Below are 21617 nucleotides of genomic sequence, written 5' to 3'. Positions count from 1 at the left end.
GGAGCGCACCATGACTGTCCACACCAAAACATCTCTTTCGCTGTTCGACGCAGCGCTGGTCAAGCCCGCCCTGTGGGGCGCCTTCGCCAAGCTGAATCCGCGCACCCAGTGGCGCAACCCGGTGATGTTCATCGTCTACATCGGGAGCATCCTCACCAGCCTGCTCTGGGTGCACGCGCTGAGCTTTCCCGGTGACACCGGCATGAAGCCCGCCTTCGTGCTGGCCGTGACCATCTGGCTGTGGTTCACCGTGCTGTTCGCGAACTTCGCGGAAGCCTTGGCCGAGGGCCGCAGCAAGGCGCAAGCGGCTTCGCTGCGCGGCCTGCGCAAGGACACCTGGGCCAAGAAGCTCCATGAGCCGCATCACGGCGCGCAGTGGCTTCCCGAACAGGCGCCCAACCTGCGCAAGGGCGACGTCGTGCTGGTCGAGACCGGCGACGTGATTCCGCTCGACGGCGAAGTCATCGAAGGCGTGGCCTCGGTCGATGAAAGCGCCATCACCGGCGAATCGGCACCCGTGGTGCGCGAATCGGGCGGCGACTTCTCGGCCGTGACCGGCGGCACCCGCGTGCTGTCCGACTGGCTGGTGGTGCGCATCTCGGTCAACCCGGGCGAGTCGTTCCTCGACCGCATGATCGGCATGGTCGAGGCCGCCAAGCGGCAAAAGACGCCGAACGAGATCGCGCTGACTATCCTGCTGATCGCGCTCACCCTCGTGTTCCTGATGGTCACGGTCACGCTGTTGCCGTTCTCCATCTTCAGCGTGGAGGCCGCGGGCGCCGGCACCGTGGTGTCGCTCACCGCGCTGGTCGCGCTGCTGGTGTGCCTGATTCCGACCACCATCGGCGGGCTGCTGTCGGCCGTGGGCGTGGCCGGCATGAGCCGCATGATGCAGGCCAACGTGATCGCCACCTCGGGCCGCGCGGTGGAAGCGGCTGGCGACGTCGACGTGCTGCTGCTCGACAAGACCGGCACCATCACGCACGGCAACCGCCAGGCCAGCGCATTCCTGCCCGCGCCTGGCGTGACCAAGTCGCGCCTGGCGCGCGCCGCGATGATCGCCTCGCTGGCCGACGAGACGCCCGAGGGCCGCAGCATCGTCGAGCTCGCGCGCCGCGAAGGCCTGGAGCCGACGCCGGTGGAAGGTGCCCGCTTCGTCGCCTTCACCGCGCAGACGCGCATGAGCGGCGCCGATTTGCCGGCCGCGCCGAACAGCCTGGACACCGACCTCGTGCTGCTGCGCAAGGGTGCGGTCGACGCGGTGCGCCGCCACGTCGAGGCCATCGGCGGCACGGCGGCGCCAGAGGTGCTTCGCGCAGCCGAGGAAACGGCGCGCCGCGGCAGCACGCCGCTGGCGGTGGCGGAGGGCAACCGCGTGCTCGGCATCGTCGAGCTCAAGGACATCGTCAAGACCGACATCAAGGAGCGCTTCGCCGAGCTGCGCCGCATGGGCATCAAGACGGTGATGATCACCGGCGACAACAAGCTCACCGCAGCAGCCATCGCCGCCGAAGCCGGCGTGGACGACTTCCTGGCCGAGGCCACGCCCGAGGACAAGCTCGCGCTGATCCGCCAGTACCAGTCCGAAGGCCGCCTCGTGGCCATGACCGGCGACGGCACCAACGACGCCCCCGCGCTCGCGCAGGCCGACGTGGCCGTGGCCATGGGCAGCGGCACGCAGGCCGCGAAGGAGGCCGGCAACATGGTCGACCTCGATTCCAACCCGACCAAGCTGCTGGAAGTGGTGGAGACCGGCAAGGCGCTGCTGATGACGCGCGGCTCGCTCACCACCTTCTCGATCGCGAACGACGTGGCGAAGTACTTCGCCATCATTCCGGCGATCTTCATCTCGACCTATCCGCAGCTGGGCGCGCTCAACGTGATGCGGCTGGCGAGCCCGTCGTCGGCGATCCTGAGCGCGGTGATCTTCAACGCGCTGGTGATCGTGTTCCTGATTCCGCTGGCGCTCAAGGGCGTGCGCTACCGGCCGGTGGGCGCCGCCGCGCTGCTGCGCCGCAACCTGGCCATCTACGGCCTGGGCGGCCTGCTCGTGCCTTTCATCGGCATCAAGCTGATCGACTGGCTGCTCGTGGCCGTCCATCTTGTCTGAGGAGTATTCCGTCATGAACAACAACATCGTCAATGGCAACGGCAATGGCAGCGAGGGCGGCATCGTCCGCCCCGCGCTCGTGCTCTTCGTGCTGCTGAGCGCGCTCACCGGCCTGATCTATCCGATGGCCGTCACCGGCGTTGCGAAGACGGCGTTCCCCGCGCAGGCGGACGGCAGCCTCATCGTGCTCGACGGCACCGTGGTGGGCTCCAAGCTCATCGGCCAGAACTTCAGCGATCCGAGGCACTTCTGGAGCCGCCCCTCGGCCACCGCGCCGCAGCCCTACAACGCGAGCGCTTCAGGCGGCTCCAACCAGGGGCCGCTCAACCCCGCGCTGGCCGATGCGGTGAAGGCGCGCGTGGAAGCGTTGCGCGCGGCCGATCCGGACAACACCGCGCCGGTGCCCGTCGACCTGGTCACGGCCTCGGCCAGCGGGCTCGACCCCGACATCAGCCTCGCCGCCGCTCAGTACCAGGCGGCGCGGGTGGCGCGCGTGCGCGGCATGCCGCTGTCCGAGGTCCAGTCGCTGATCGACAGGAACACGCAGAAGCCGCTGCTGGGCTTTCTGGGCGAGGCGCGCGTCAATGTGCTGGCGTTGAACATCGCGCTCGATGCCGCTTCGGGTTCCTTCAGCCCTTCGGTTCCGCGTTGAGGAGAAAAAACCAACCATGGCCTATGCCGCCTATCGAGAACACCCCGGCGTGCAGAGAACGCACGCTCCCCTGAACAAGCAAGGCAACGGCAGAAATGGAAGCAGCGCGTTCTACGTGCTCGACGTCACGGTCTGCTGCGCCGACGCGCTGCGCGTGCGCCGCAGCATCGCCGGCTGCCCCGAGGCCGGCGTGGTGCGCTGCGAGCCGCTGCTGCATGCCTGCAGCTCGCAGGAAAGCGACGCGCCCTGCGTGCGCCTGATGATCCGCCTGCCGCTCGCGCGTTATGCCGACGTGCTGCACCGGCTGATCGAATGCGTGCCTTCGGGCGAGATCGGCCGGCTCGTGAGCTGGCGCGAACACCTCGCGCGCTGCGGCCTGCGCCATGGTCACTGACCTGTTGATGGCGCTGCTGGCCATGGCGGCGCTGTTCGTGCCGCTGGGCTTTGCCTGGTGGGTGCTGTCGCGCACCGCTCGGCGCCATGCAGGCCGCCGCAAGGATCGCCCGATGCGCTAACCTGTGCCGCCGATGAACGAAGTGCTCCGCCCCGATCCCGACGCGCTGCTCGCGCAGCTGCGCAGCGACGAGGCGCGCGCCCAGCGCGGCAAGCTGCGCATCTATTTCGGCGCCAGCGCGGGCGTCGGCAAGACATGGGCCATGCTCAGCGCCGCGCAGCGCGAGCGTGCCACCGGGCGCGACGTGCTGATCGGCGTGGTCGAGACCCATGGCCGCAGCGAGACCGCCGCGCTGCTCTCGGGGCTGGAGGCGCTGCCGCTGCGCGAACTGGACTACCGCGGGCGCACGCTCGCCGAGTTCGACCTCGACGCCGCGCTCGCGCGCAAGCCCGCCGTGCTGCTGGTCGACGAACTGGCCCACACCAACGCTCCCGGCTCGCGCCACGCCAAGCGCTGGCAGGACGTGCAGGAGCTGCTGGCCGCCGGCATCGAGGTGTGGTCGGCGCTCAATGTGCAGCATCTCGAGAGCCTCAACGGCACGGTCGGCGCCATCACCGGCGTGCGCGTGCACGAGACCGTGCCCGACACCGTGCTCGACGAGGCCGACGAGGTGGTGCTGGTCGACGTCACGCCCGACGAGCTCACGGCGCGGCTCGCGGCCGGCAAGGTCTACCTGCCGCAGCAGGCGGAGCGCGCCGCGCAGAATTTCTTCCGCAAGGGCAACCTGATCGCCCTGCGCGAGATCGCGCTGCGGCGCACCGCCGAGCACGTGGAAGACGACGTGCGCGGCTGGCGCGTGGAGCAGTCGGGCCCGGGCGGCGCGGGCGCAAACGGCAAGGGCCCCGGCCTGCAGGCCTGGAACACATCGGGGGCGATCCTCGCGTGCGTCGGCCCGCACGAGGGCGCGGCGCAGACCGTGCGCACGGCCGCGAGGCTCGCGGGACAGCTCAACGTGCGCTGGCACGCGGTGTACGTCGAGACGCCCCGGCTGCAGCGGCTGGCCGCGGCGGAGCGCGACCGCATCCTCGCGGTGCTCAAGCTGGCGGAAGAACTGGGCGCGGCCACGGCCGTGCTCACCGGCTCCGACGTGGCCGAGCAGCTCGCCGAACAGGCACGGCGGCTCAACTGCGCCACGCTGGTGCTCGGGCGCTCACAGCCCGAGGCCGGCTGGCGGCGCTGGTGGTCCGCGAGGGCGGTGCCACTCGCGCGCGCATTGGCGCAGCGCGCGCCGGCGCTCGACATCATGGAAGTGGCGCCCGCCGAAAGCTCGCGCCGCCTGTCGCGCGCGCCGCTGCAGGGCGCGAGCATCGACAGCGACGACCACGAGAAGGCGCCCATCTACTGGCCCGGCTATGCATGGGCGGCGGCCACCAGCATCGCGCTCACGCTGGCGTGCACGCCGCTGGTCGGCGTGCTGGAGCTGTCGAACATCGTCATGCTGTTCCTGCTCGGCGTGGTGGGCGTGGCGATGCGTTTCGGGCGCGGGCCCTCGGCACTGGCCGCCCTGCTCAACGTCGCGGCTTTCGACTATTTCTTCGTGCCGCCGCGCCTGTCGTTCGCGGTGAGCGACGTGCAGTACGTGCTGACCTTCGCGGTCATGCTCGGCGTCGGCCTGCTGGTGGGCCAGCTCATGGCGGGCCTGCGCTTCGCGGCCGGCGTGTCGACCAGCCGCGAGCGGCGCGCGCGCTCGCTGTTCGAGCTGACGCGCGAACTGTCCGCCGCGCTCGAAAGCTCGCAGGTGATCGCGCTCGGCGCCGCTGCCGTGCGGGGCCACTTCGGTGGCGATGCGCTCGTATTGGTGACCGATACATCCGATCAGCTGGTGCAGCCTTCCGACCCGCCTCAGGGCTTCGACCCGCAGGTCGCCGATTGGGCCTTCCGCCACGGCCAGCCGGCAGGACTCGCCACGGCCACGCTGGCCGCGCAGCCCTGGCACTACGTGCCGCTGCAGGCGCCGATGCGTGTGCGCGGCGTGCTCGCGCTGTCGCCCGCGCAGCCGCGCTGGCTGCTCATTCCCGAGCAGGCGCAGCAGCTCGACACGCTGGCGCGGCAGATCGCGATCGCGCTGGAGCGCGTGCACTACGTCGAAGTGGCGCAGCAGGCCGTGGTCGAGATGGAGTCGGAGCGCTTGCGCAATGCGCTGCTCGGTGCCATCTCGCACGACGTGCGCACGCCGCTCACCGCGCTGATCGCGCTGGCCGAGTCGCTGCAGACATTGCCACCCGGAGAGCACGCCGAGGCCGCGCGCGCCATCGTCGCGCAGGCGCACGAGCTGCATGCGCTGGTGAGCAACCTGCTCGACATGGCGCGGCTCGAAAGCGGCATCGCCGGCGGCGCTGTGAACCTGCGGCGCGACTGGCAGTCGGTGGAGGAAGTGGTGGGCTCTGCCATTCGCGCGGCGCGCACTTCGCTGGGCAGCACCGTGGTGCAGACCGCGCTCGACCCGGAGTTGCCGCTGGTCGAGTTCGACGCCGTGCTGATCGAGCGCGTGCTGGTCAACCTGCTGGAGAACGCCATCAAGTACGGCGCGCCGCCCATCGTGGTCGGCGCGCGTGCCGAGCCCGGCGCGCTGGTGCTGACGGTGCGCGACCACGGCCCCGGCCTGCCGGCCGCGCTGCTGGGCCACGAACAGAAGCTCTTCGACAAGTTCACGCGCGGCGAGGCCGAATCCGCCACGCCGGGCGTGGGCCTGGGCCTGGCGATCTGCAAGGCGGTGGTGAGTGCGCACGGCGGTGAAATCGCGGCCGGCAACGCGCGCGACGGCGGTGCAGAATTCACGGTCACCCTGCCGCGCCGCGAGCCACCCGAGCCGGCCGAAGCCCAACTCTGACCCCATGCCAGCCCCCACCGCCATCGTGATCGAAGACGAGCCGCAGATCCGCCGCTTCGTGCGCGGTGCGCTCGAGGCCGAGGGCTGGGTGGTGCATGAAGCCGGCAGTTTGCGCGACGGGCTCGCCGCAGCGGGCACGCGCCAGCCCGACCTGCTGGTGCTCGACCTGGGGCTGCCCGACGGCGACGGCGTCTCGCTGATCCGCGACGTGCGCGGCTGGTCGGCCGTGCCGATCATCGTGCTGTCCGCGCGCAGCGACGAGGCCGACAAGATCGCCGCGCTCGACGCGGGGGCCGACGACTACCTCACCAAGCCCTTCGGCACAGGTGAACTGCTGGCGCGCGTTCGCGCCAACCTGCGTCGTCCGCGTGCGGTGGGCGGCAGCGCGGACGAGGTGCCCGAGGCGCTGTTCCGCTTCGGCGAGATCGAGCTCGACCGCGCCGCGCGCCTCGTCCGTCGTGCGGGCACCGAGGTGCACCTGACGCCGACCGAATACCGCCTGCTGTCGGTGCTGGTCGCCAATGCAGGCCGCGTGTTGACGCAACGCCAGCTATTGCGCGAGGTGTGGGGCCCGTCGCACACCGGCCAGAGCCACTACCTGCGGATCTACATGGGGCATCTGCGGCAGAAGCTCGAAGACGATCCGGCGCAGCCTCGGCATCTGCTGACCGAGACGGCTGTGGGGTATCGGCTGGTTGTTTAGCTCTCGGGTGCGTGCGTTCAGGGCGCAACGTTCAAACAGCAACACCCTTGTTCGGATTCAGCAAGAACTTCTCCCCCGTAGCCTGCTTCCCATAAACCCCGATCGCATCGAGCTGCAGCGCCTCGACCAGCGAAACCTCACGCGTGTACTTGCTCGCGAACGTGGTCTTCAGCTCCGCGACGACGCGCGCCTTCAAACGCTTGGTGCCTTCGTCGCCGAGTTTTCCGAGGAACGGGAACAGCAGCCACCCGCCCATGCCCCACGCCATGCCGAAGTTGCGCACGAACTCGGTCGGGCTGCGGTCGAGGCCGCCGTAGATGTACACCTGCTTGTGCGTGGTCGAACCGTAGCGGCTGTATTCCTTGGCCGTGCGGTTGATCGCGGCTTCCATGCAGCCGAGGATCTGCCCGGCGAGCTTGCCGCCGCCGGTGGCGTCGAAGGCCAGCGTGGCGCCGGTCTCGACCAATGCCTGCGTCAGGTCTTCGAGGAAGGTGGGCGAGGTCGCGTTGCACACGTACTTCGCGCCCAGGCCGCGCAGCAGGTCTTCCTGCTCCTGCTTGCGCACGATGTTGACGAGCGCGATGCCGTCCTTCTGGCAGATCTTGTTGAGCATCTGGCCCAGGTTCGACGCGGCGGCCGTGTGCACCAGCGCCTTGTGGCCTTCCATGCGCATGGTCTCGACCATGCTCAGCGAGGTGAGCGGGTTGACGAAGCACGACGCGCCTTCGGCCGGTGTGGTGCCTTCGGGCAGTTCCATGCACTGGGCAGCGGCGAGGCAGCGGTACTGCGAATACATCGCGCCGCCGATGGCCGCCACGGTCTTGCCGAGCAGCGCCTGCGCAGCCGGCGACGAACCGGCCTTGACCACCACGCCCGCGCCTTCGTTGCCGACCGGCATCGACTGGTCGAGCCGCGCCGCCATGGCGGGAAGCGCGCGCTCGGGCACCGTGGCGGTGACGACCGGGCGCTCGGCGGTGCCCGAGGCCTTGGCGGTGCTCATGTCGGCCGCACCGAACAGCAGGCCGAGGTCCGACGGGTTCAACGGCGACGCCTCGACGCGGATCACGACTTCGTGGGCCTGCGGTTCGGGGATCGGGTCGTCGTGCAGCGAGAGTTCGAGTTCGCCGTTGGCGCGGATGAGGGAGCGGATTTGCAGTGCCATGGGAGGCCCCTTTTCAGACGGTTCGCAGATGGCCTGTGGCCACGGGGCGGCCAGTATAGGAGCGCGGTGCGAAAGCTGCAGGCGCCTTCAGGACACCACGGGAACCACCGGCGCATGGGCCAGCGCGTGGCGCATCTTCACCGGGTCGAGCCGCTCGATATAGCGCGGAATGTTGCGCCACAGCGTGTGGTAGCCGTAGCCGCCGCGCAGCATTTCGTTGCGTGCGCTGTCCTTGTCCCAGTCCTGCACCGCCATGCGGTAGACCGCCGCGATCACGCCGGTGCGGTCGGCGCCGTGCATGCAGTGGATGAGCACCGGGCCATGCTTCCCGGCCTCGCGGATCGCCACCAGCGCGCGCAGCACCTTGGCGTCGTCGATGGACCAGGTGTTGATCGGCACGCGCACCAGCCGGATGCCGGTGCCCGCGAACACCTTCCTGTCGTCGTTGAAGGAGCGCAGGCTCACCACGGTGCGGATGCCCAGCGACTGCAGCGCCGCCATGTTGGCGCGCCGCGGCTGCGCGCTGCGGTAGAGCGTGGGCGTGATGCGGTGCAGGTTCTCGACCTGCAGTTCGTCCAGCGGGTCGGCCCAGTGGCCGGGGCGCGGGTCGGCGATGCCTTCTTCCGCTGTTGCTGCTGCTGTCCTGTGCTTCTTCGTCATTGCTTTTTCTTCTTCTCGCGCCGCCAGTGCCGCGTCCCCAGGATCAGCGCCGCCACCGCGAGCCCGCCCCAGTAGTCGACCGGCGCGCCCCACACCCAGTGCTTGTGCCAGAACGCATCCACCGCATTGAAGCGCGCCCAGCCGAAGGCCGGGTTGATGATGAACCACAGGAAGTCTTCGCACACCCAGAACACGATGAGCCCCGCCACCGCCAACCCGACGTCGCGCCACGTCCAGCGCCCGTTGAAGGCCAGCGGCGAGAAGAACACCAGCGCCATGAAGGTGAACACCCAGGCGTGGTAGCCCGTCATCGCGCGGCCGCCCCAGAAGAGATCGAGCCAGATGCTGTTCTCGATGCGCCAGGTCGGCAGCGAGGTGGCCCAGCCCGCGCCGCCTTCGATCTGGATCTCGGCGTTGGCGAAGAAGAAGGCCATGACAGCCACCCAGGCGAGATAGCCGAGCGTGCGGGCCACGCCCGTCTTTTCGGCGGCGCCGCTCACGCCGTCGTTCCCGCCGGCGCAGCCAGCACGTGCTGCAGCACCGTGCGCGCGGCCTGCGGTTTGCCCAGCGCCCGGCTGCGCGAGGCCATGTGCGCGAGCTTGGCGGGGGCGGCCATCAGGCGCGCCACCTTGTAGTCGAGCCCGATGGCGTCGTAGGCGAGCCAGGCCGCGCCTTCCTCCATCAGGAAGCCGGCGTTGTGTTCTTCCTGCCCCGGAATGGGCGAGATCAGCAGCATCGGCTTGCCGAGCGCCAGGCACTCGGACACCGTGAGGCCGCCGGGCTTGGTCACGACGAGGTCGGCCGCGGCCATCATCTTGTGCATCTCGTTGGTGAAGCCGATGGCCACCACGCGGCCCGGGTGGCGCCTGGCCAGGGCTTCGAGCTTGCCGTGCGCTTCCACGTTGCGGCCCGCCACGGCGATGACCTGGAAGTTGCCTTCACCGCCGAGGCCGAGCACGCGCTCGACCATGCTCGCGAGGTCGCCGACCCCCGCGCCGCCAGACGCCATCAGCAGCACGGGCCGCGAAGGATCGAGGCCGAGTTCCGCCACGCAGGTGTGGCGTGCGAGCGCCGGCACATCGGGTTCGGAAAACGCCGGCATCACCGGAATGCCGGTGACGTGGATGCGGTCTGCAGGAATGCCGCGCGCGCGCAGGCGGAACGCCACCTCTTCCGTCGCGGCCAGGTAGCCGGCCATGCCCGGCACCAGCCACATGTTGTGCAGGTCGTAGTCGGTGATCTGCAGCCACACCGGGTAGTCGATGCGGCCGCGGTTGCGCTCGCGCATCAGCAGCTCGGCCGGCAGGAAGTGCGTGCAGACCACAGCATCGGGCTTCTCGCGGCGAATCTCCTTCACGAGCGCGCCGGTGCTCAGCCGTTCGATGCCGCGGCGCAGGCGTTGCGAGGGCGCGTGGTGCGGCGTGGTGTCGGTGCGCTGGTGCAGGTACGACCACAGCTCGGGTGCCCGGTTCACGAGCTGGATGTACCAGTCGGTGTAGACCTTGCGAAAGCCGCCGGCCACGTGGGCCATCGCATCGATGTGGACCGCAGTGCAGGGCGGGGCGAGGGTCTGGGCGGTGGCGGCAAGCGCCTGTGCTGCACGCACGTGGCCGTTGCCGGCGCTCACGCTGAGGATCAGGAGTTTGGTCATGAAATCCGGAAGTTGCGCGGATTATGGCGATGCCTTGTGGCACTTGCTGCGGTCTTTGGGGCCTGTGCACACGCCCCGAAAGACCGCGCCTCAGAGCGGCGCCCGAGAGGTAATGAACTGATTCACCCCAATGGCCGCCCGCTCCCGAACAGCCTCAAACGTAGTGCTCTCGACGATGCGACCGTTCTCGAACACCGTCTGCAGCAGATCGCTCTGCCCCGCCGAGAGTGCCTCTTCGCGCAATGTCTGCACCTCGCCGCGCGCGTTCTTCACCAGCGCGAGCCGTCCCTTCTTCGAGGCCTTGCCCACATCGCCCACCGGCGACTTGTACACGTCGCGCCACTCGCCGTTCACCTGCATGGCGGAGGACTTCATTGCCCACTGCATCGTGTCGCGGTTGACCTGCTGCAACAGCCCGCCGCCCATGCCGAAGGAGATGTTCTCCGTCGAGAAGCCGTTGTGGAAGAAGTTCGACAGGCACAGCCGCAGCGAGTCGAGGTTCACGCCATCGCCCTGGATGATGCGCACGTTGTTCAGCACGCGAAAGCCCTTGGCATTGGTCGTCGTGCCGAAGCGCTCGGCCAGGATCTGCGCCACCTTGAGCGTGGTCTCGGCCGGGTCGCCCGAGTCGGGCCGCACCACCAGCGTCGCGCCCGAAGCCACCACCTTTGCCTTCAGCTCGCCGCCCCAGATGCGCGCGCAGGCGTTGAAGATGTCGTAGCTGTCGCTCACCACCGCGAAGGTCGCGCCGGGCTTGCCGAACTGGTCGACCATGTTGCTGTACGCGTCGGCTTCGTGCTCCCGGCCCCAGCCCGTGATGGTGCTGTGTTCCGCGGCTGGAATCGAGAAGCCCGCCACGTCGCAGTCGTAGTATCGGCGCGCGGCCACCAGCGCGGCCAGCGTGTCGGTGCCCATGAAGTTCACCAGGTGGGCCATGCCGCCGAGCGCGGCCGATTCGAGGCTCGACACGCCGCGCGCGCCGAAATCGTGCAGCCTGAAGGCGATCTGCCCTTGCGGGTCGTCGCAGGTCGCTTCGAGGTACCGCAGCAGCGTGGTGCGCGCGGCGGCCGAGAGGGTTGCCACCGTGGTCGGATACCAGATGGCGCGCAGCAACTCGGTCTCGAGAAAGCTCGTGACCCAGAAGAACTCGGGGTCGGTGTTCTCGATGGTCGCGAGCACGTTGTGCACCGGCAGCACGCTGCCCTCGGGCACCGCGCGGATGCGCACCGGCATCAGCCCGCCATGCTTCTCGATCAGGCGCAGCCAGCCTTCGCGGTTGAAGGGCTCGCCGTGCACGGCCATGAGTGCTGCGGCTTCCTCCACGTCGGCCAGCGTCACGGGCGTCTGCAGGTATTCGCGCAGGTAGGCCTGCAGGCCGAAGAAGAGGGAGTGGCTGAAGATGCCGCCGCGCGATTCGATGTAGCTGTACACCGTCTGCGTGCCGGGCGGGTACTGCATCCAGTGCGACACCTTGTAGGAGTCGGTGCGAAGCAGCAGGTTGTTGCCCAGGGGCGTGGAGGTGAGATTGCGGTTCATGTGTGAAAGCTCCTTTCACTGTGGCGCCCGTCAACCGGGGCCGTTCTTGCTGACAAAGCCTGGTCGTTCAGTTCTTGCCCAGGCCACCCAAAAAATGATTCGCGATGAAGAAGTGGTCTTCGTAGATGCGCTCCTGCATGTCGAGGAACTCGGCGATGGGCACCCAGCGCACCTCGGCCGCATCGTCGTCGGCGCGCACCTCCGACAGGCCCGTCCACTGGTTGTGCGCCAGCTCGAAGAAGAAGCCATGCGTGATGGTGCGCCCGCGCTGCGAGCGGTCGGGCGCGTCGAACACGTGGCTGGCCTTCATGCTGCCGTTGAGCACGGGCACGGGCACCTTGAGCCGGGTTTCTTCCTTCAGCTCGCGGATGGCCGCGTCCTGCAGGCGCTCGTGCTGGCCGACGAAGCCGCCGGGCAGCGCCCAGGTGCCCTTGCCGGGATGGAACTTGCGCTGCACGAGCAGAATGTGGCCGGCCTCGACCACGATCGCGTCGACCGTGGTGTAGATCGGCGGAAAGCTGCTGCCCGCATAGCGGTACTTGTCGCGATAGTCGGCGAGGAACGCGCGCTCTTCGCAAAGCTCGGCGTAGTCGGCGGTGTTCGAGAACTGCTCGAGGAAGGCCGCGGTGCCGTCGGGCAGGTCGGCGCGTGCCAGCTGGCCGCGGTTCTCGGGATCGAAGTAGAGGCTGCGCACGTCGGTGGCGTTGAGGCTCTCCACGCTGTTCTGGCCGGCGAATTCCCAGTGCGGGAAGAGCTTCAGGTAGTAGCTCGATGCGTCCTTCAGGTGGCCCACCAGTGCAACCCTGGCCTTGGCCGGCGCGTGGCCGTCCTGCGTGATGAGCCGCTCGACCGCCGACTGGATCGACGCGATCCAGATCTGGTCGTTGTAGGGCGAATCGCCCACGCCCACCACGCTCACGCGCATCTGCTCGGTGCCGCGCAGGCAGGCGCGCACCATGCGTTCGCGCTCGTCGAAGGTGAAGGGGTTCTTGACGCTGCGTGGCTTGCGGTCGGAGCCGACCACCACGATGACCCGATCGGCGGCGCGAAGGCCTTCTTCGATGAGTCGTTGATGTCCGAAATGGACGGGCTGGAAACGCCCGATAACGATGGCGTATTGAAACTTGCGTGTGCTCACTTGGGAATCCCCCAAAAAGGGCGCGATCAACTCGCGCTTGCGTTCAGGATAGCATCGGTGCCGCACATTGATCAAGCCTTCCGATGACCGAGCCCTCCACTTCCCCCACTGGTGCCGTGCGCCTCAACAAGCGCATGGCCGAACTGAAAATGTGCTCGCGCCGCGAGGCCGACGAATGGATCGCCAACGGCTGGGTGAAGGTCAACGGCAAGCCGGCCGAGATGGGCGTGAAGGTCGTGCCGTCCGACCGCATCGAGATCGACAAGGCGGCCAGGGGCCAGCAGGCCAACCAGGTCACCATCCTCATCAACAAGCCCATCGGCTACGTGAGCGGGCAGGCCGAAGACGGCCACGAGCCGGCGGTCACGCTGTTCACGCCGCAGAACCGCTGGGCCGACGACAACGCGCGTTTCTTCTTCAGCCCGCAGCAGCTGCGCGGCCTCGCGCCTTGCGGGCGGCTCGACATCGACTCCATCGGCCTGCTGGTCATGACGCAGGACGGCCGCATCGCGCGCCAGCTGATCGGCGAAGACTCGGTGATGGAGAAGGAATACCTCGTGCGCGTGGCCTACCACGGCCTGGGTCAGCCCGCGCCCACGGGCCAGCTGGTGCGCATGGACGACGACGATCCCGTCACCACCAACGTGCAGGCGGTCTTTCCACCGGCCATGCTGGCGAAGCTGCGCCACGGTCTGAGCCTCGACGGCCAGGCGCTGAAGCCGGCGCGGGTCGAATGGCAGAACCCCGAGCAGCTGCGCTTCGTGCTCACCGAAGGCAAGAAGCGGCAGATCCGCCGCATGTGCGAGCTGGTCGGCCTGAAGGTGGTGGGGCTGAAGCGCGTGCGCATCGGCAAGGTGATGCTTGGCAACCTGCCGCTGGGGCAATGGCGCTACCTCGGACCGCACGAGAAGTTCTGAGCCTGCGGGCGCTGAACCGCGCCACGCTGGCACGGCAGATGCTGCTGGCGCGGCGCAAGCTCACGGCGGTGCAGGCCGTCGAACGGCTTGCCGGGCTGCAGGCACAGGCACCCAACCCGCCCTACATCGGCCTCTGGAGCCGGCTCGAAGGCTTCGAGCGCGAGCAGCTGACCGAGGCAATGCGCAGGCGCCGCATCGTGCGCATGTCGACGATGCGCTCCACCCTGCACCTGATGACCGCGCACGATGCGCTGGCATGGCGTCCGCTGCTGGAGCCGGTGCATCAGCGCGGCCTGCTTGGCAACCACAAGCGCGCGCTCGAAGGCCTCGACCGCGAGGCGGTGGTGGCGGCGGGGCGCGCGCTGCTCGGCGAGAAACCGCACACCAGCGCCGAACTCGGCCAGGCCCTCGGCATGCGATGGAAGGGCCGCGAGACCGCCTCGCTCGCCGCGCTGATCCGCAACAACCTGCCGCTGGTGCACCTGCCGCCGGCCGGCAGCTGGAACTCGCACCAGAGTGCATTGCTGCAGCCCCTGGGCGACTGGCTGGGCAGCGTCGAGGCACCCCGGGCCACGCAGGACGATCTGCTGCTGCGCTACCTCGGCGCCTTTGGTCCCGCCACGCTGGCCGATGCTGGCGCATGGTCGGGCCTCACGGGCTGGAAGGCGGTGGCCGAGCGCCTGCGGCCGCAGCTGCGCGTGTTCGTCGGCGAAGGCGGGCAGGAGCTGTTCGACCTGCCCCGCGCGCCGCGCCCCGACCCCGACACGCCCGCGCCGCCGCGCCTCGTGGCCGAGTGGGACAGCCTGCTGCTTGCGCACGCCGACCGCAGCCGCGTGCTGAGCGAAGTGCACCGGGCCCGCGTGTTCACCGTCAACGGCATCGTGCGCGGCACGGTGCTGCTCGATGGGTTCGTGGCGGGTGTCTGGAAGATCGAGCGCGCGAAGAACACCGCGACCGTGGTGCTGGAGCCGTTCACGCGCTGGTCCAAGGCCGACCGTCTCGGTGTGGAGGAAGAGGCCCTGGAGCTGCTGGCCTTCACCTCCGACGGCGAGGGCGAACGCCATGCCGTGCGCGGGCCCTTAAGTCCCACGTAACTCTGCGCCACTACGCTGCGCCGCGGCGCAGGCTCTTCCGATCATCCCGGTCGCGTGCTACCTTGCGGCCGAAGGAGTTGCCGCGATGCGCGTGCTGTTGGTGGAAGACGATGAAATGATCGGGCGCAGCCTGAAGCAGGCGCTCGAGGGCGCGGGCTGGTCCGCGGACTGGGTGCGCGACGGCGAACTGGCGCAGAGCGCGCTCGGCGACGGCGGCTACACCTGCGTGCTGCTCGACCTCGGGCTGCCGAAGCACGACGGCACCGAAGTGCTGCGCCGCGCGCGCGAACGCGGCGACGCCACCCCGGTGCTGGTGCTCACGGCGCGCGACGGCCTCGATGACCGCATCCACAGCCTCGACCTCGGCGCCGACGACTACCTGCTCAAGCCCTTCGAGTTCCGCGAGCTGCTCGCGCGCATGCGCGCCGTGGTGCGGCGCCGCGACGGCGCGGCGCATTCGCTGGTCGGCAGCGGTGCATTGCAGCTCGACCTCACCACGCGCGAAGTGGTGGCCAACGGTGCGCGCGAGGCACTCACCGCGCGCGAGTTCGCCCTGCTGCACGCGCTGCTGGAGCGGCCCGGCGCCATCCTTTCGCGCGAGCAGCTCGAGAACCGCATCTACGGCTGGGGCGAGGAAGTCACGAGCAACGCGATCGACGTGCTCATCCACGGCATGCGCCGCAAGCTCGGCGCCGAATCGATCCGCAACGTACGCGGGCTCGGCTGGCGCGTCGCGGCATGATGATGCTCGCCCCCAGGCTGCCCTGCCAATGAACGGAGCTTCGCGCGGCACCGGCCGCTGGTGGCGGCCGCGTTCGCTGCGCACGCAGCTGCTGCTGTGGCTCGTCACGCTGCACCTGGGTGCGGCGATGCTCACGGCGTGGTTCTCGTTCGTGGCCTACGGCAACCTCGTGCACAACGCGCTGGACGAACAGATGCGCCTCGTGGCCGAGTCGTACGCGGGCAGCGATCCGGCGAAGCTGCCGCGCCCGATGAACGGCGAGGCGGCCTTCTCGCGCGGCGCTTTCATCGTGCAGATCTGGAGCGCCGACGGCCACACGCTGCGCGCCACCTCATGGCCCGTGCTCGCGGTGCCCTTGCAGGCCCAGCCCGGCTTCGGCGACGTGAACACCGGTACGCACGCGGGTTCCGCCTGGCGCGTGTTCACCGCGCCGCCCGGCACGCGTGCCGACCAGCCGCGCGTGCAGGTGCTGCAGAACGAGGACTACCGCCGCCGCCGCGCCCTGCGCCGCGCGCTGCTCGAAGGCCTGCCGATCACGCTGCTGCTGCCGCTGGCGCTGCTGATCCTGTGGATCATCGTGTCGGCCGCCTCGCGCTCGCTGCGCGCGGTGGCGCGCGACGTGGCCTCGCAGGACGAACGCAGTCCCACCGAGCTCTCGCTGGCGCGCGTGCCCGACGAGATCGCGCCGCTGGTGGGCGCCTTCAACAACCTGCTGTCGCGCGTGCGCAGCGCCTTCGCCACGCAGAGGCGCTTCGTGCAGGACGCGGCCCACGAGCTGCGCACGCCGATGGCCGCCATCGGCCTGCAGATCGAGAACCTGCGCGCGCACGTGCCGGCCGGCGAGGCCACCGAGCGCTTCAACCAGCTCGAAGCCGGCGTCACGCGCGCGCAGCACCTGATCGAGCAGCTGCTGCACCTCTCGCGGCAGGACGCGCCGCAGGGCGGCGATGCGCGCGAGCGTGTCGACGTCGAGGTGCTGCTGCGCGAAAGCGTGAGCCAGCTGATGGTGCTGGCCGATGCGCGGCGCGTGGACATCGGCTTCGAGGGCAGCATCGCCGCGGTGGTGTTCGCGCCCGCGGCCGAGCTGCGCAGCGTGTTCGACAACCTCATCGACAACGCGCTGCGCTATGCGCCCGAAGGCGGCGTGGTCGACGTGAAGCTGCACGAGGCCGAAGGCCACGCGGTGGTCGACGTGCTGGACAACGGCCCGGGCATTCCGCCGGCCGCGATCGGCCGCGTGTTCGACCGTTTCTTCCGCGTGCCGGGCGCCGTGGCAGGCGGCAGCGGGCTGGGGCTCGCGATCGCGCGCACGGCGGCCGAGCGGCACGGCCTGCGCATCGAGCTGTGCAATCGCGCCGATGGGCCAGGGCTGATGGCGCGCGTGCATCTGCCCTCGGCGGCGGCGTAGCGGGCAGCGCATCGCTCACGCGCCGCTAACACATCGCTCACCTTCGCCTCAGTCTGGCTGCCTAGAGTGCGTTCAGGTCCTGCCACGCGCAGTTCGCGCGTGCCGGGTGACCGGAGACAACCTGTCCTCAGGAGAGCAAGTCATGCGCATTTCTTTCAAGCTACTCGCCGTCGGTTCCTTCGCTGCGCTGGCCGCGATGGGCGCCGTCACCGCATCGGCCGAGACCACCGATGGCTCGGACTTCCATCCGCTGCAAATGAATTCGCCAGAGAATCCCGAAGTCCAGTCCGGCGCGATGGCCGCGGCCCGTCCGAGCGGCACCGAAGCCGTCGGCCAGTCGACCAGCGCACCCGCCATGAACTCGACGCTGCCGGTGGCCGACGTCCAGGCCGGCGCCTATGCGGCGTCGCATGCGACCGGCACCGAGCCGATCGGGCAGTCGACCTCGCTGCCGATGGTGAAGTCGGGCAGCGGCAGCTGAAGTAGAAGCTGCACCGCCGCCACTGACGACGATCAGTCGTCGTTGCCGCTGCTGAGCAGTGCGCGGTAGATCACTGCGCCGATGATGGCGCCCGCGATGGGTGCCGCCCAGAACAGCCACAGTTCCGACACGGCATAGGACGGACCGAACAGGGCCGGCCCGGTGCTGCGTGCCGGATTGACCGAGGTGTTGGTCACCGGGATCGAGATCAGGTGGATCAGTGTGAGGCACAGGCCGATGGCCAGGCCCGCGAAGCCGCCGGCCGCGCGCCGGGCGGTGGACCCGAGGATCACGATCAGGAACACGGCCGTCATCACCACTTCGCACAGCAGCGCGGCCGTCATGCCGTACTTGCCTGGCGAGTGTTCGCCAAAACCGTTGGTGGCGAAGCCGCCGATGTCCGCGCCCGGCTTGCCCGTGGCGATGAGATAGAGCACGCCGGCCGCCGCGATGGCGCCGAGCACCTGCGCCACGATGTAGCCCGCGAGCTGCGAGGCCTTGAAGCGGCCCGCAGCCGCGAGGCCGATCGACACCGCCGGGTTGAAGTGCCCCCCCGAGATCGGGCCCAGTGCATAGGCCCCTGTCACCACCGTGAGGCCGAAGGCAAGAGAGACTCCGAGCAGGCCGATGCCGACACCCGGGAAGGCCGCGGCCAGAACTGCGCTTCCGCAGCCTCCAAGCGTGAGCCAGAAAGTACCAATGAACTCCGCGGACCATTTTTTGTAGGTACTGTGTTCCATAAATTCCATTCTTAAGTTGCGAAAACGCGCAGGGCACGAGCCCAGGCGCGGGCGGATTCTAGGAACGGCCGGAGGGGGCGTCGAGCACGTCTTTTGCACTAGTGCGACCTATTCACGGATGGCTCGGTTTTTGTGCAATTGCGCGATCGCGTTGCGTTTTCGAAAGGCCTTGTCTTCAAGGCGTTCAGAGCGTTACGACGACCTTTCCGAACGCTCCGCGTTCGAGGTGATCGAGCGCAGCGGGCAGAGCGTCGAATCCGTACCGCGCAGCGATCACCGGCTTGAGTGCATTCGCGTCGACGGCGCGCACCAGGTCCTCCAGCGCGCGCCGGTGGCCCACGCCGATGCCCTGCACCGTCACGCGGCCCAGCACCATTGCGTAGAAGGAAGCGCCCAGCGTCTCGCCGCCGAGCATGCCGATGATCGACACGCGCCCGCCCTGCTTCACGGCCTGCAGCGAGCGGTCGAGGTTGGGGCCGCTCGCGAGTTCGAGCACGTGATCTGCGCCGCGCCCGCGGGTGAGCCGGCGCACTTCGGCGGGCCAGTCGCCATCGTCGCGCGCCAGCACGTGCGTGGCGCCGAGTGCGAGCGCCTGTGCGCGCTTGTCCTCGCTGCCCGTGACCACGATGGCTTGCGCGCCATGCAGCCGCGCGAGCTGCAGTCCGAACAGCGCGACACCGCCGGTGCCGTGGATCAACACGGTCTCGCCGGCGCGCAGCCCACCGGTCTCGGCCAGTGCGAACCACGCTGTGAGGCCCGCGCACGGCAGCGTGCTCGCTTCGGTCAGGCTCAGCGTGGTGGGTGCGGCCACGGCCCAGGCCGCGTCGATCAGCACATGCGACGCCAGCATGCCCGGGCCCGGGCCGCCCAACAGCGTGGTGTCGGCGTGCCAGTGGCTGTCGATCCAGCCGCCCCAGAAGGTGTTGACCACGCGGTCGCCCACGGCGAAGCGGGTCACGCCGCGGCCGGCGGCCACCACGGTGCCGGCCATGTCCGAGCCGGGCGTGAAGGGAAGGTCGAGCGACATGCCCATGCCGTCGCGAATCATCAGCAGGTCGCGGTAGTTGAGTGCAACCGCACCGACCTTCACCAGGATCTGGCCCGCGCCCGGCGTGGGCATCGGCGCTTCGGCTTGTGCGAGGTGGGTGCGGCCCAGCCGGGGCAGTTGCCAGCGGCGCAGGGTGTCGGGTTCTTGCATTGAAAGGCTCCACGAATGACAGGGAGCCGTCATGCTATTGAGGATGCGAGGTATCCGGTGGTGGATAATTTTCTCTTCACTGGTGCTTGAAAGTATCCAATGGGACAGCGTCTCCAAGGCATCGAAGAGTTCGTCGCAGCGGTCGAGGCCGGCAGCTTCGCGCTGGCGGCGCAGCGCCTGCATGTCACCCGCTCGGCGGTCGCCAAGAGCATCGCGCGCCTCGAGGCGCGGCTGAACACGCGGCTGTTTCTGCGCACCACGCGCAGCCAGAGCCTCACCGAGGAAGGCCACGGCTACTACGAGCGCTGCCGGCGCGTGCTGGACGAACTCGATGCGGCGCAAGCGCTGACCGATGTGGCGCGCAGCACCGCGACCGGCGTCGTGCGGATCAGCATGCCGGCGATGCTCGGCCGGCTCAAGGTCGGCCCGTTGCTGCTGGCACTGGCGCGGCAACATCCGCAGCTGTCGCTCGAACTCGCGTTCAACGACCGGCGCGTGGACCTCGTGGAAGAGGGGCTCGACCTCGCGATCCGCAGCGGCGAACTGGCCGACAGCGCGGAGCTGGTCGCGCGGCCGGTGGGCACGCAGTGGATGGCACTGTGCGCCGCGCCGGCCTACCTGGCCGAGCGCGGGCGCCCCGCGAACATCGGCGACCTGATGAAGGAACCGCACGAGGCCGTGCTCTATGCGCGCGACGGGCTGGTCTCGTCCTGGCGCTTCCACGATGCCGGGGGTCGGCTCGTCGACCTGACGCCGCCGTCGCGGCTGCGCTGCGACAGCGCCGAAGTGCTGCTCGAGGCCGCCGTCGGCGGCATGGGCCTCGCACGACTGCCGGCCTGGCTCGCGGCCGATGCGCTCGCGGCCGGCACGCTGGTGCGCGTGTTCGACGAGCCGCAGCCCTTCGGCTTCGCGCTGCACGTGATCCGCTCGCGCAGCCGCTACCTGCCGCTGAAGACGCGCGTGGTGACCGACTGGCTGGCCGAGCACCTGCCGCCGCTGCTGGCCGCGCGCTGAACGCCCGCGGGCGCTATCCTGCGCCTTCGAAGAACCACGAGGAGACCCGCGCATGCACCCCATCCGACACATTGCCGCTGCCGCATGCGTTGCGGCAACGGGCCTCCTGGGCGCACCGAACGCCGCGGCGCAGGGCACCGTCAACGCGCTGTGCAGCACCGACGCCGGCTGGTGCGAGGCGGCCGCCACCGCCTTCACGCGCGAGACCGGGATCAAGGTGCAGCAGGCGCACAAGGGCACCGGCGAGATCGGCGCGCAACTGCGCGCGGAAGCCGCCAACCCCAAGACCGACATCTGGTGGGGCGGCACCGGCGACCCGTTCCTGCAGGCGGCCGAGCAGGGCCTGCTCGAACCCTATCGCCCGGCCTACATCAACGACCTGCACGACTGGGCGGTGCGGCAGTACGCGCTGTCGCAGAACATGGTGGGCGGCTTCTACACGAGCGCCATCGGCTTCGGCTTCAACACCGACCTGCTGAAGAAAAAGAAGCTGCGCGAGCCGAAGTGCTGGGCCGATCTGGTCAGGCCCGAGTACAAGGGTGAGATCGAGATCTCGCACCCGGCCTCCAGCGGCACGGCCTACACCATCATTGCGGGCCTGGTGCAGCAGATGGGCGAGGACGCGGCCTTCGAGTACCTGAAGAAGCTGCATCGCAACATCACCAGCTATACCCGCAGCGGGCAGGCGCAGGCGCCCAACGTGGCCAAGGGGGAAGTGGCCATCGGCGTGAGCTTCATCTTCGGCTTCGAGCGCTGGCGCTACGACAAATTTCCCGTGAAGACCGCCGCGCCCTGCGAAGGCACGGGCTACGAGGTCGGCGGCATCGCGCTCGTGAAGGGCGCGCGCAACAAGGAGAACGCAAAGCGCTACTACGACTGGCTCATGAGCCCGGCGGGCCAGGCCATCGGTGGAACCGTCGGCAGCCTGCAGTCGCCGGCCAACAAGACCTTCAAGCCGGACCCCCGCATCCCCTCGATGGCCGACGTGAAGCTCATCAAGTACGACTTCGAGAAATACGGAAAGGCGGCCGAGCGCAAGCGGCTGATCGACCGCTGGACGCGCGAAGTCGAGTCGCAGCCGCGGTAGGCCGTTCGCAGGAGCCTGTTGTTTTCCCGGACACAGGCCC

General features: G+C 69.3%; 21 protein-coding genes. 13 read left to right on the top strand and 8 right to left on the bottom strand.

The window, feature by feature from the left end:
- The first annotated feature begins 10 nt into the window (after positions 1 to 10).
- Genes kdpB through kdpE form a run of 6 tightly spaced genes read left to right on the top strand, consistent with a single transcriptional unit; the run spans position 11 to position 6749 of the window.
- Entirely contained in the window at positions 11 to 2110 is a 2100-nt protein-coding gene (kdpB, locus tag ACCC97_RS04500; RefSeq protein ID WP_413331704.1) for a potassium-transporting ATPase subunit KdpB, read from the top strand.
- A 13-nt stretch (positions 2111 to 2123) separates the two neighbouring features.
- Positions 2124 to 2762 carry a potassium-transporting ATPase subunit KdpC gene (gene kdpC, locus ACCC97_RS04495; RefSeq protein ID WP_413331703.1) on the top strand — a complete coding sequence of 213 codons (639 nt, stop codon included), beginning with the start codon at positions 2124 to 2126 and terminating at the stop codon, positions 2760 to 2762.
- 16 nt (positions 2763 to 2778) lie between these two features.
- Entirely contained in the window at positions 2779 to 3156 is a 378-nt protein-coding gene (locus ACCC97_RS04490) for a hypothetical protein (RefSeq protein ID WP_007838094.1), read from the top strand.
- A complete protein-coding gene (locus ACCC97_RS04485; RefSeq protein ID WP_007838092.1) occupies positions 3146 to 3277 on the top strand; it encodes a hypothetical protein in 132 nt (43 codons plus the stop codon). Before ACCC97_RS04490 ends, ACCC97_RS04485 begins: the two co-directional genes overlap by 11 nt.
- 12 nt (positions 3278 to 3289) lie before the next feature.
- Positions 3290 to 6046 (top strand): DUF4118 domain-containing protein, encoded by a 2757-nt coding sequence (locus ACCC97_RS04480; protein WP_413331702.1) that lies wholly within the window; start codon positions 3290 to 3292, stop codon positions 6044 to 6046.
- Positions 6047 to 6050: 4 nt separating this feature from the next.
- The gene (kdpE, locus tag ACCC97_RS04475; RefSeq protein ID WP_007838088.1) at positions 6051 to 6749 is read left to right on the top strand and encodes a two-component system response regulator KdpE; all 699 of its coding nucleotides are present in this window, start codon (positions 6051 to 6053) and stop codon (positions 6747 to 6749) included.
- 31 nt (positions 6750 to 6780) lie between these two features.
- On the opposite strand, the gene ACCC97_RS04470 is transcribed toward kdpE, so the two are convergent.
- From ACCC97_RS04470 to ACCC97_RS04445, 6 genes are all read right to left on the bottom strand, one after another.
- On the bottom strand, positions 6781 to 7911 hold the full coding sequence (locus tag ACCC97_RS04470; RefSeq protein WP_007838086.1) for a zinc-binding dehydrogenase: 1131 nt from the start codon (positions 7909 to 7911) through the stop codon (positions 6781 to 6783).
- An 87-nt stretch (positions 7912 to 7998) separates the two neighbouring features.
- Positions 7999 to 8571: a dual specificity protein phosphatase family protein gene (locus ACCC97_RS04465; RefSeq protein WP_007838084.1), complete on the bottom strand. Its 573-nt coding sequence runs from the start codon at positions 8569 to 8571 to the stop codon at positions 7999 to 8001.
- The gene (locus tag ACCC97_RS04460) at positions 8568 to 9071 is read right to left on the bottom strand and encodes a hypothetical protein (RefSeq protein WP_413315249.1); all 504 of its coding nucleotides are present in this window, start codon (positions 9069 to 9071) and stop codon (positions 8568 to 8570) included. Before ACCC97_RS04460 ends, ACCC97_RS04465 begins: the two co-directional genes overlap by 4 nt.
- The gene (locus tag ACCC97_RS04455) at positions 9068 to 10222 is read right to left on the bottom strand and encodes an MGDG synthase family glycosyltransferase (RefSeq protein ID WP_413331701.1); all 1155 of its coding nucleotides are present in this window, start codon (positions 10220 to 10222) and stop codon (positions 9068 to 9070) included. The genes ACCC97_RS04460 and ACCC97_RS04455 overlap by 4 nt, the downstream gene beginning before the upstream one ends.
- 90 nt (positions 10223 to 10312) lie before the next feature.
- Positions 10313 to 11758 (bottom strand): nicotinate phosphoribosyltransferase, encoded by a 1446-nt coding sequence (locus ACCC97_RS04450; protein WP_413315248.1) that lies wholly within the window; start codon positions 11756 to 11758, stop codon positions 10313 to 10315.
- Between the two features lie 67 nt (positions 11759 to 11825).
- On the bottom strand, positions 11826 to 12896 hold the full coding sequence (locus ACCC97_RS04445; protein ID WP_413331700.1) for a bifunctional nicotinamide-nucleotide adenylyltransferase/Nudix hydroxylase: 1071 nt from the start codon (positions 12894 to 12896) through the stop codon (positions 11826 to 11828).
- A gap of 83 nt (positions 12897 to 12979) precedes the next feature.
- Between ACCC97_RS04445 and ACCC97_RS04440 the strand changes: the two genes are divergently transcribed.
- The 5 genes from ACCC97_RS04440 to ACCC97_RS04420 all read left to right on the top strand — a co-directional run bounded on the left by ACCC97_RS04440 (position 12980) and on the right by ACCC97_RS04420 (position 17538).
- The gene (locus tag ACCC97_RS04440) at positions 12980 to 13813 is read left to right on the top strand and encodes a pseudouridine synthase (RefSeq protein WP_007838072.1); all 834 of its coding nucleotides are present in this window, start codon (positions 12980 to 12982) and stop codon (positions 13811 to 13813) included.
- Positions 13780 to 14907 carry a winged helix DNA-binding domain-containing protein gene (locus ACCC97_RS04435; protein ID WP_042674269.1) on the top strand — a complete coding sequence of 376 codons (1128 nt, stop codon included), beginning with the start codon at positions 13780 to 13782 and terminating at the stop codon, positions 14905 to 14907. Before ACCC97_RS04440 ends, ACCC97_RS04435 begins: the two co-directional genes overlap by 34 nt.
- Before the next feature lie 85 nt (positions 14908 to 14992).
- Positions 14993 to 15649 (top strand): response regulator transcription factor, encoded by a 657-nt coding sequence (locus ACCC97_RS04430; RefSeq protein ID WP_007838070.1) that lies wholly within the window; start codon positions 14993 to 14995, stop codon positions 15647 to 15649.
- Between the two features lie 28 nt (positions 15650 to 15677).
- On the top strand, positions 15678 to 17057 hold the full coding sequence (locus tag ACCC97_RS04425) for a sensor histidine kinase (RefSeq protein WP_007838069.1): 1380 nt from the start codon (positions 15678 to 15680) through the stop codon (positions 17055 to 17057).
- Between the two features lie 142 nt (positions 17058 to 17199).
- Positions 17200 to 17538, top strand: a complete 339-nt coding sequence (locus ACCC97_RS04420; protein WP_007838066.1) for a hypothetical protein — start codon at positions 17200 to 17202, stop codon at positions 17536 to 17538.
- Between the two features lie 32 nt (positions 17539 to 17570).
- On the opposite strand, the gene aqpZ is transcribed toward ACCC97_RS04420, so the two are convergent.
- Complete coding sequence (aqpZ, locus tag ACCC97_RS04415; protein ID WP_042674266.1) at positions 17571 to 18278, bottom strand: aquaporin Z; 708 nt, start codon at positions 18276 to 18278, stop codon at positions 17571 to 17573.
- Between the two features lie 184 nt (positions 18279 to 18462).
- Entirely contained in the window at positions 18463 to 19476 is a 1014-nt protein-coding gene (locus tag ACCC97_RS04410) for a zinc-dependent alcohol dehydrogenase family protein (protein WP_007838062.1), read from the bottom strand.
- A 99-nt stretch (positions 19477 to 19575) separates the two neighbouring features.
- Between ACCC97_RS04410 and ACCC97_RS04405 the strand changes: the two genes are divergently transcribed.
- The gene (locus ACCC97_RS04405) at positions 19576 to 20490 is read left to right on the top strand and encodes a LysR family transcriptional regulator (RefSeq protein WP_007838060.1); all 915 of its coding nucleotides are present in this window, start codon (positions 19576 to 19578) and stop codon (positions 20488 to 20490) included.
- A gap of 52 nt (positions 20491 to 20542) precedes the next feature.
- Positions 20543 to 21577 (top strand): ABC transporter substrate-binding protein, encoded by a 1035-nt coding sequence (locus ACCC97_RS04400; protein WP_413331699.1) that lies wholly within the window; start codon positions 20543 to 20545, stop codon positions 21575 to 21577.
- Positions 21578 to 21617: the final 40 nt, after the last annotated feature.

The sequence above is a fragment of the Variovorax sp. Varisp85 genome (assembly GCF_047304045.1).
Lineage (GTDB): Bacteria > Pseudomonadota > Gammaproteobacteria > Burkholderiales > Burkholderiaceae_C > Variovorax.
This window is presented reverse-complemented; position numbering and strand designations above follow the sequence as displayed.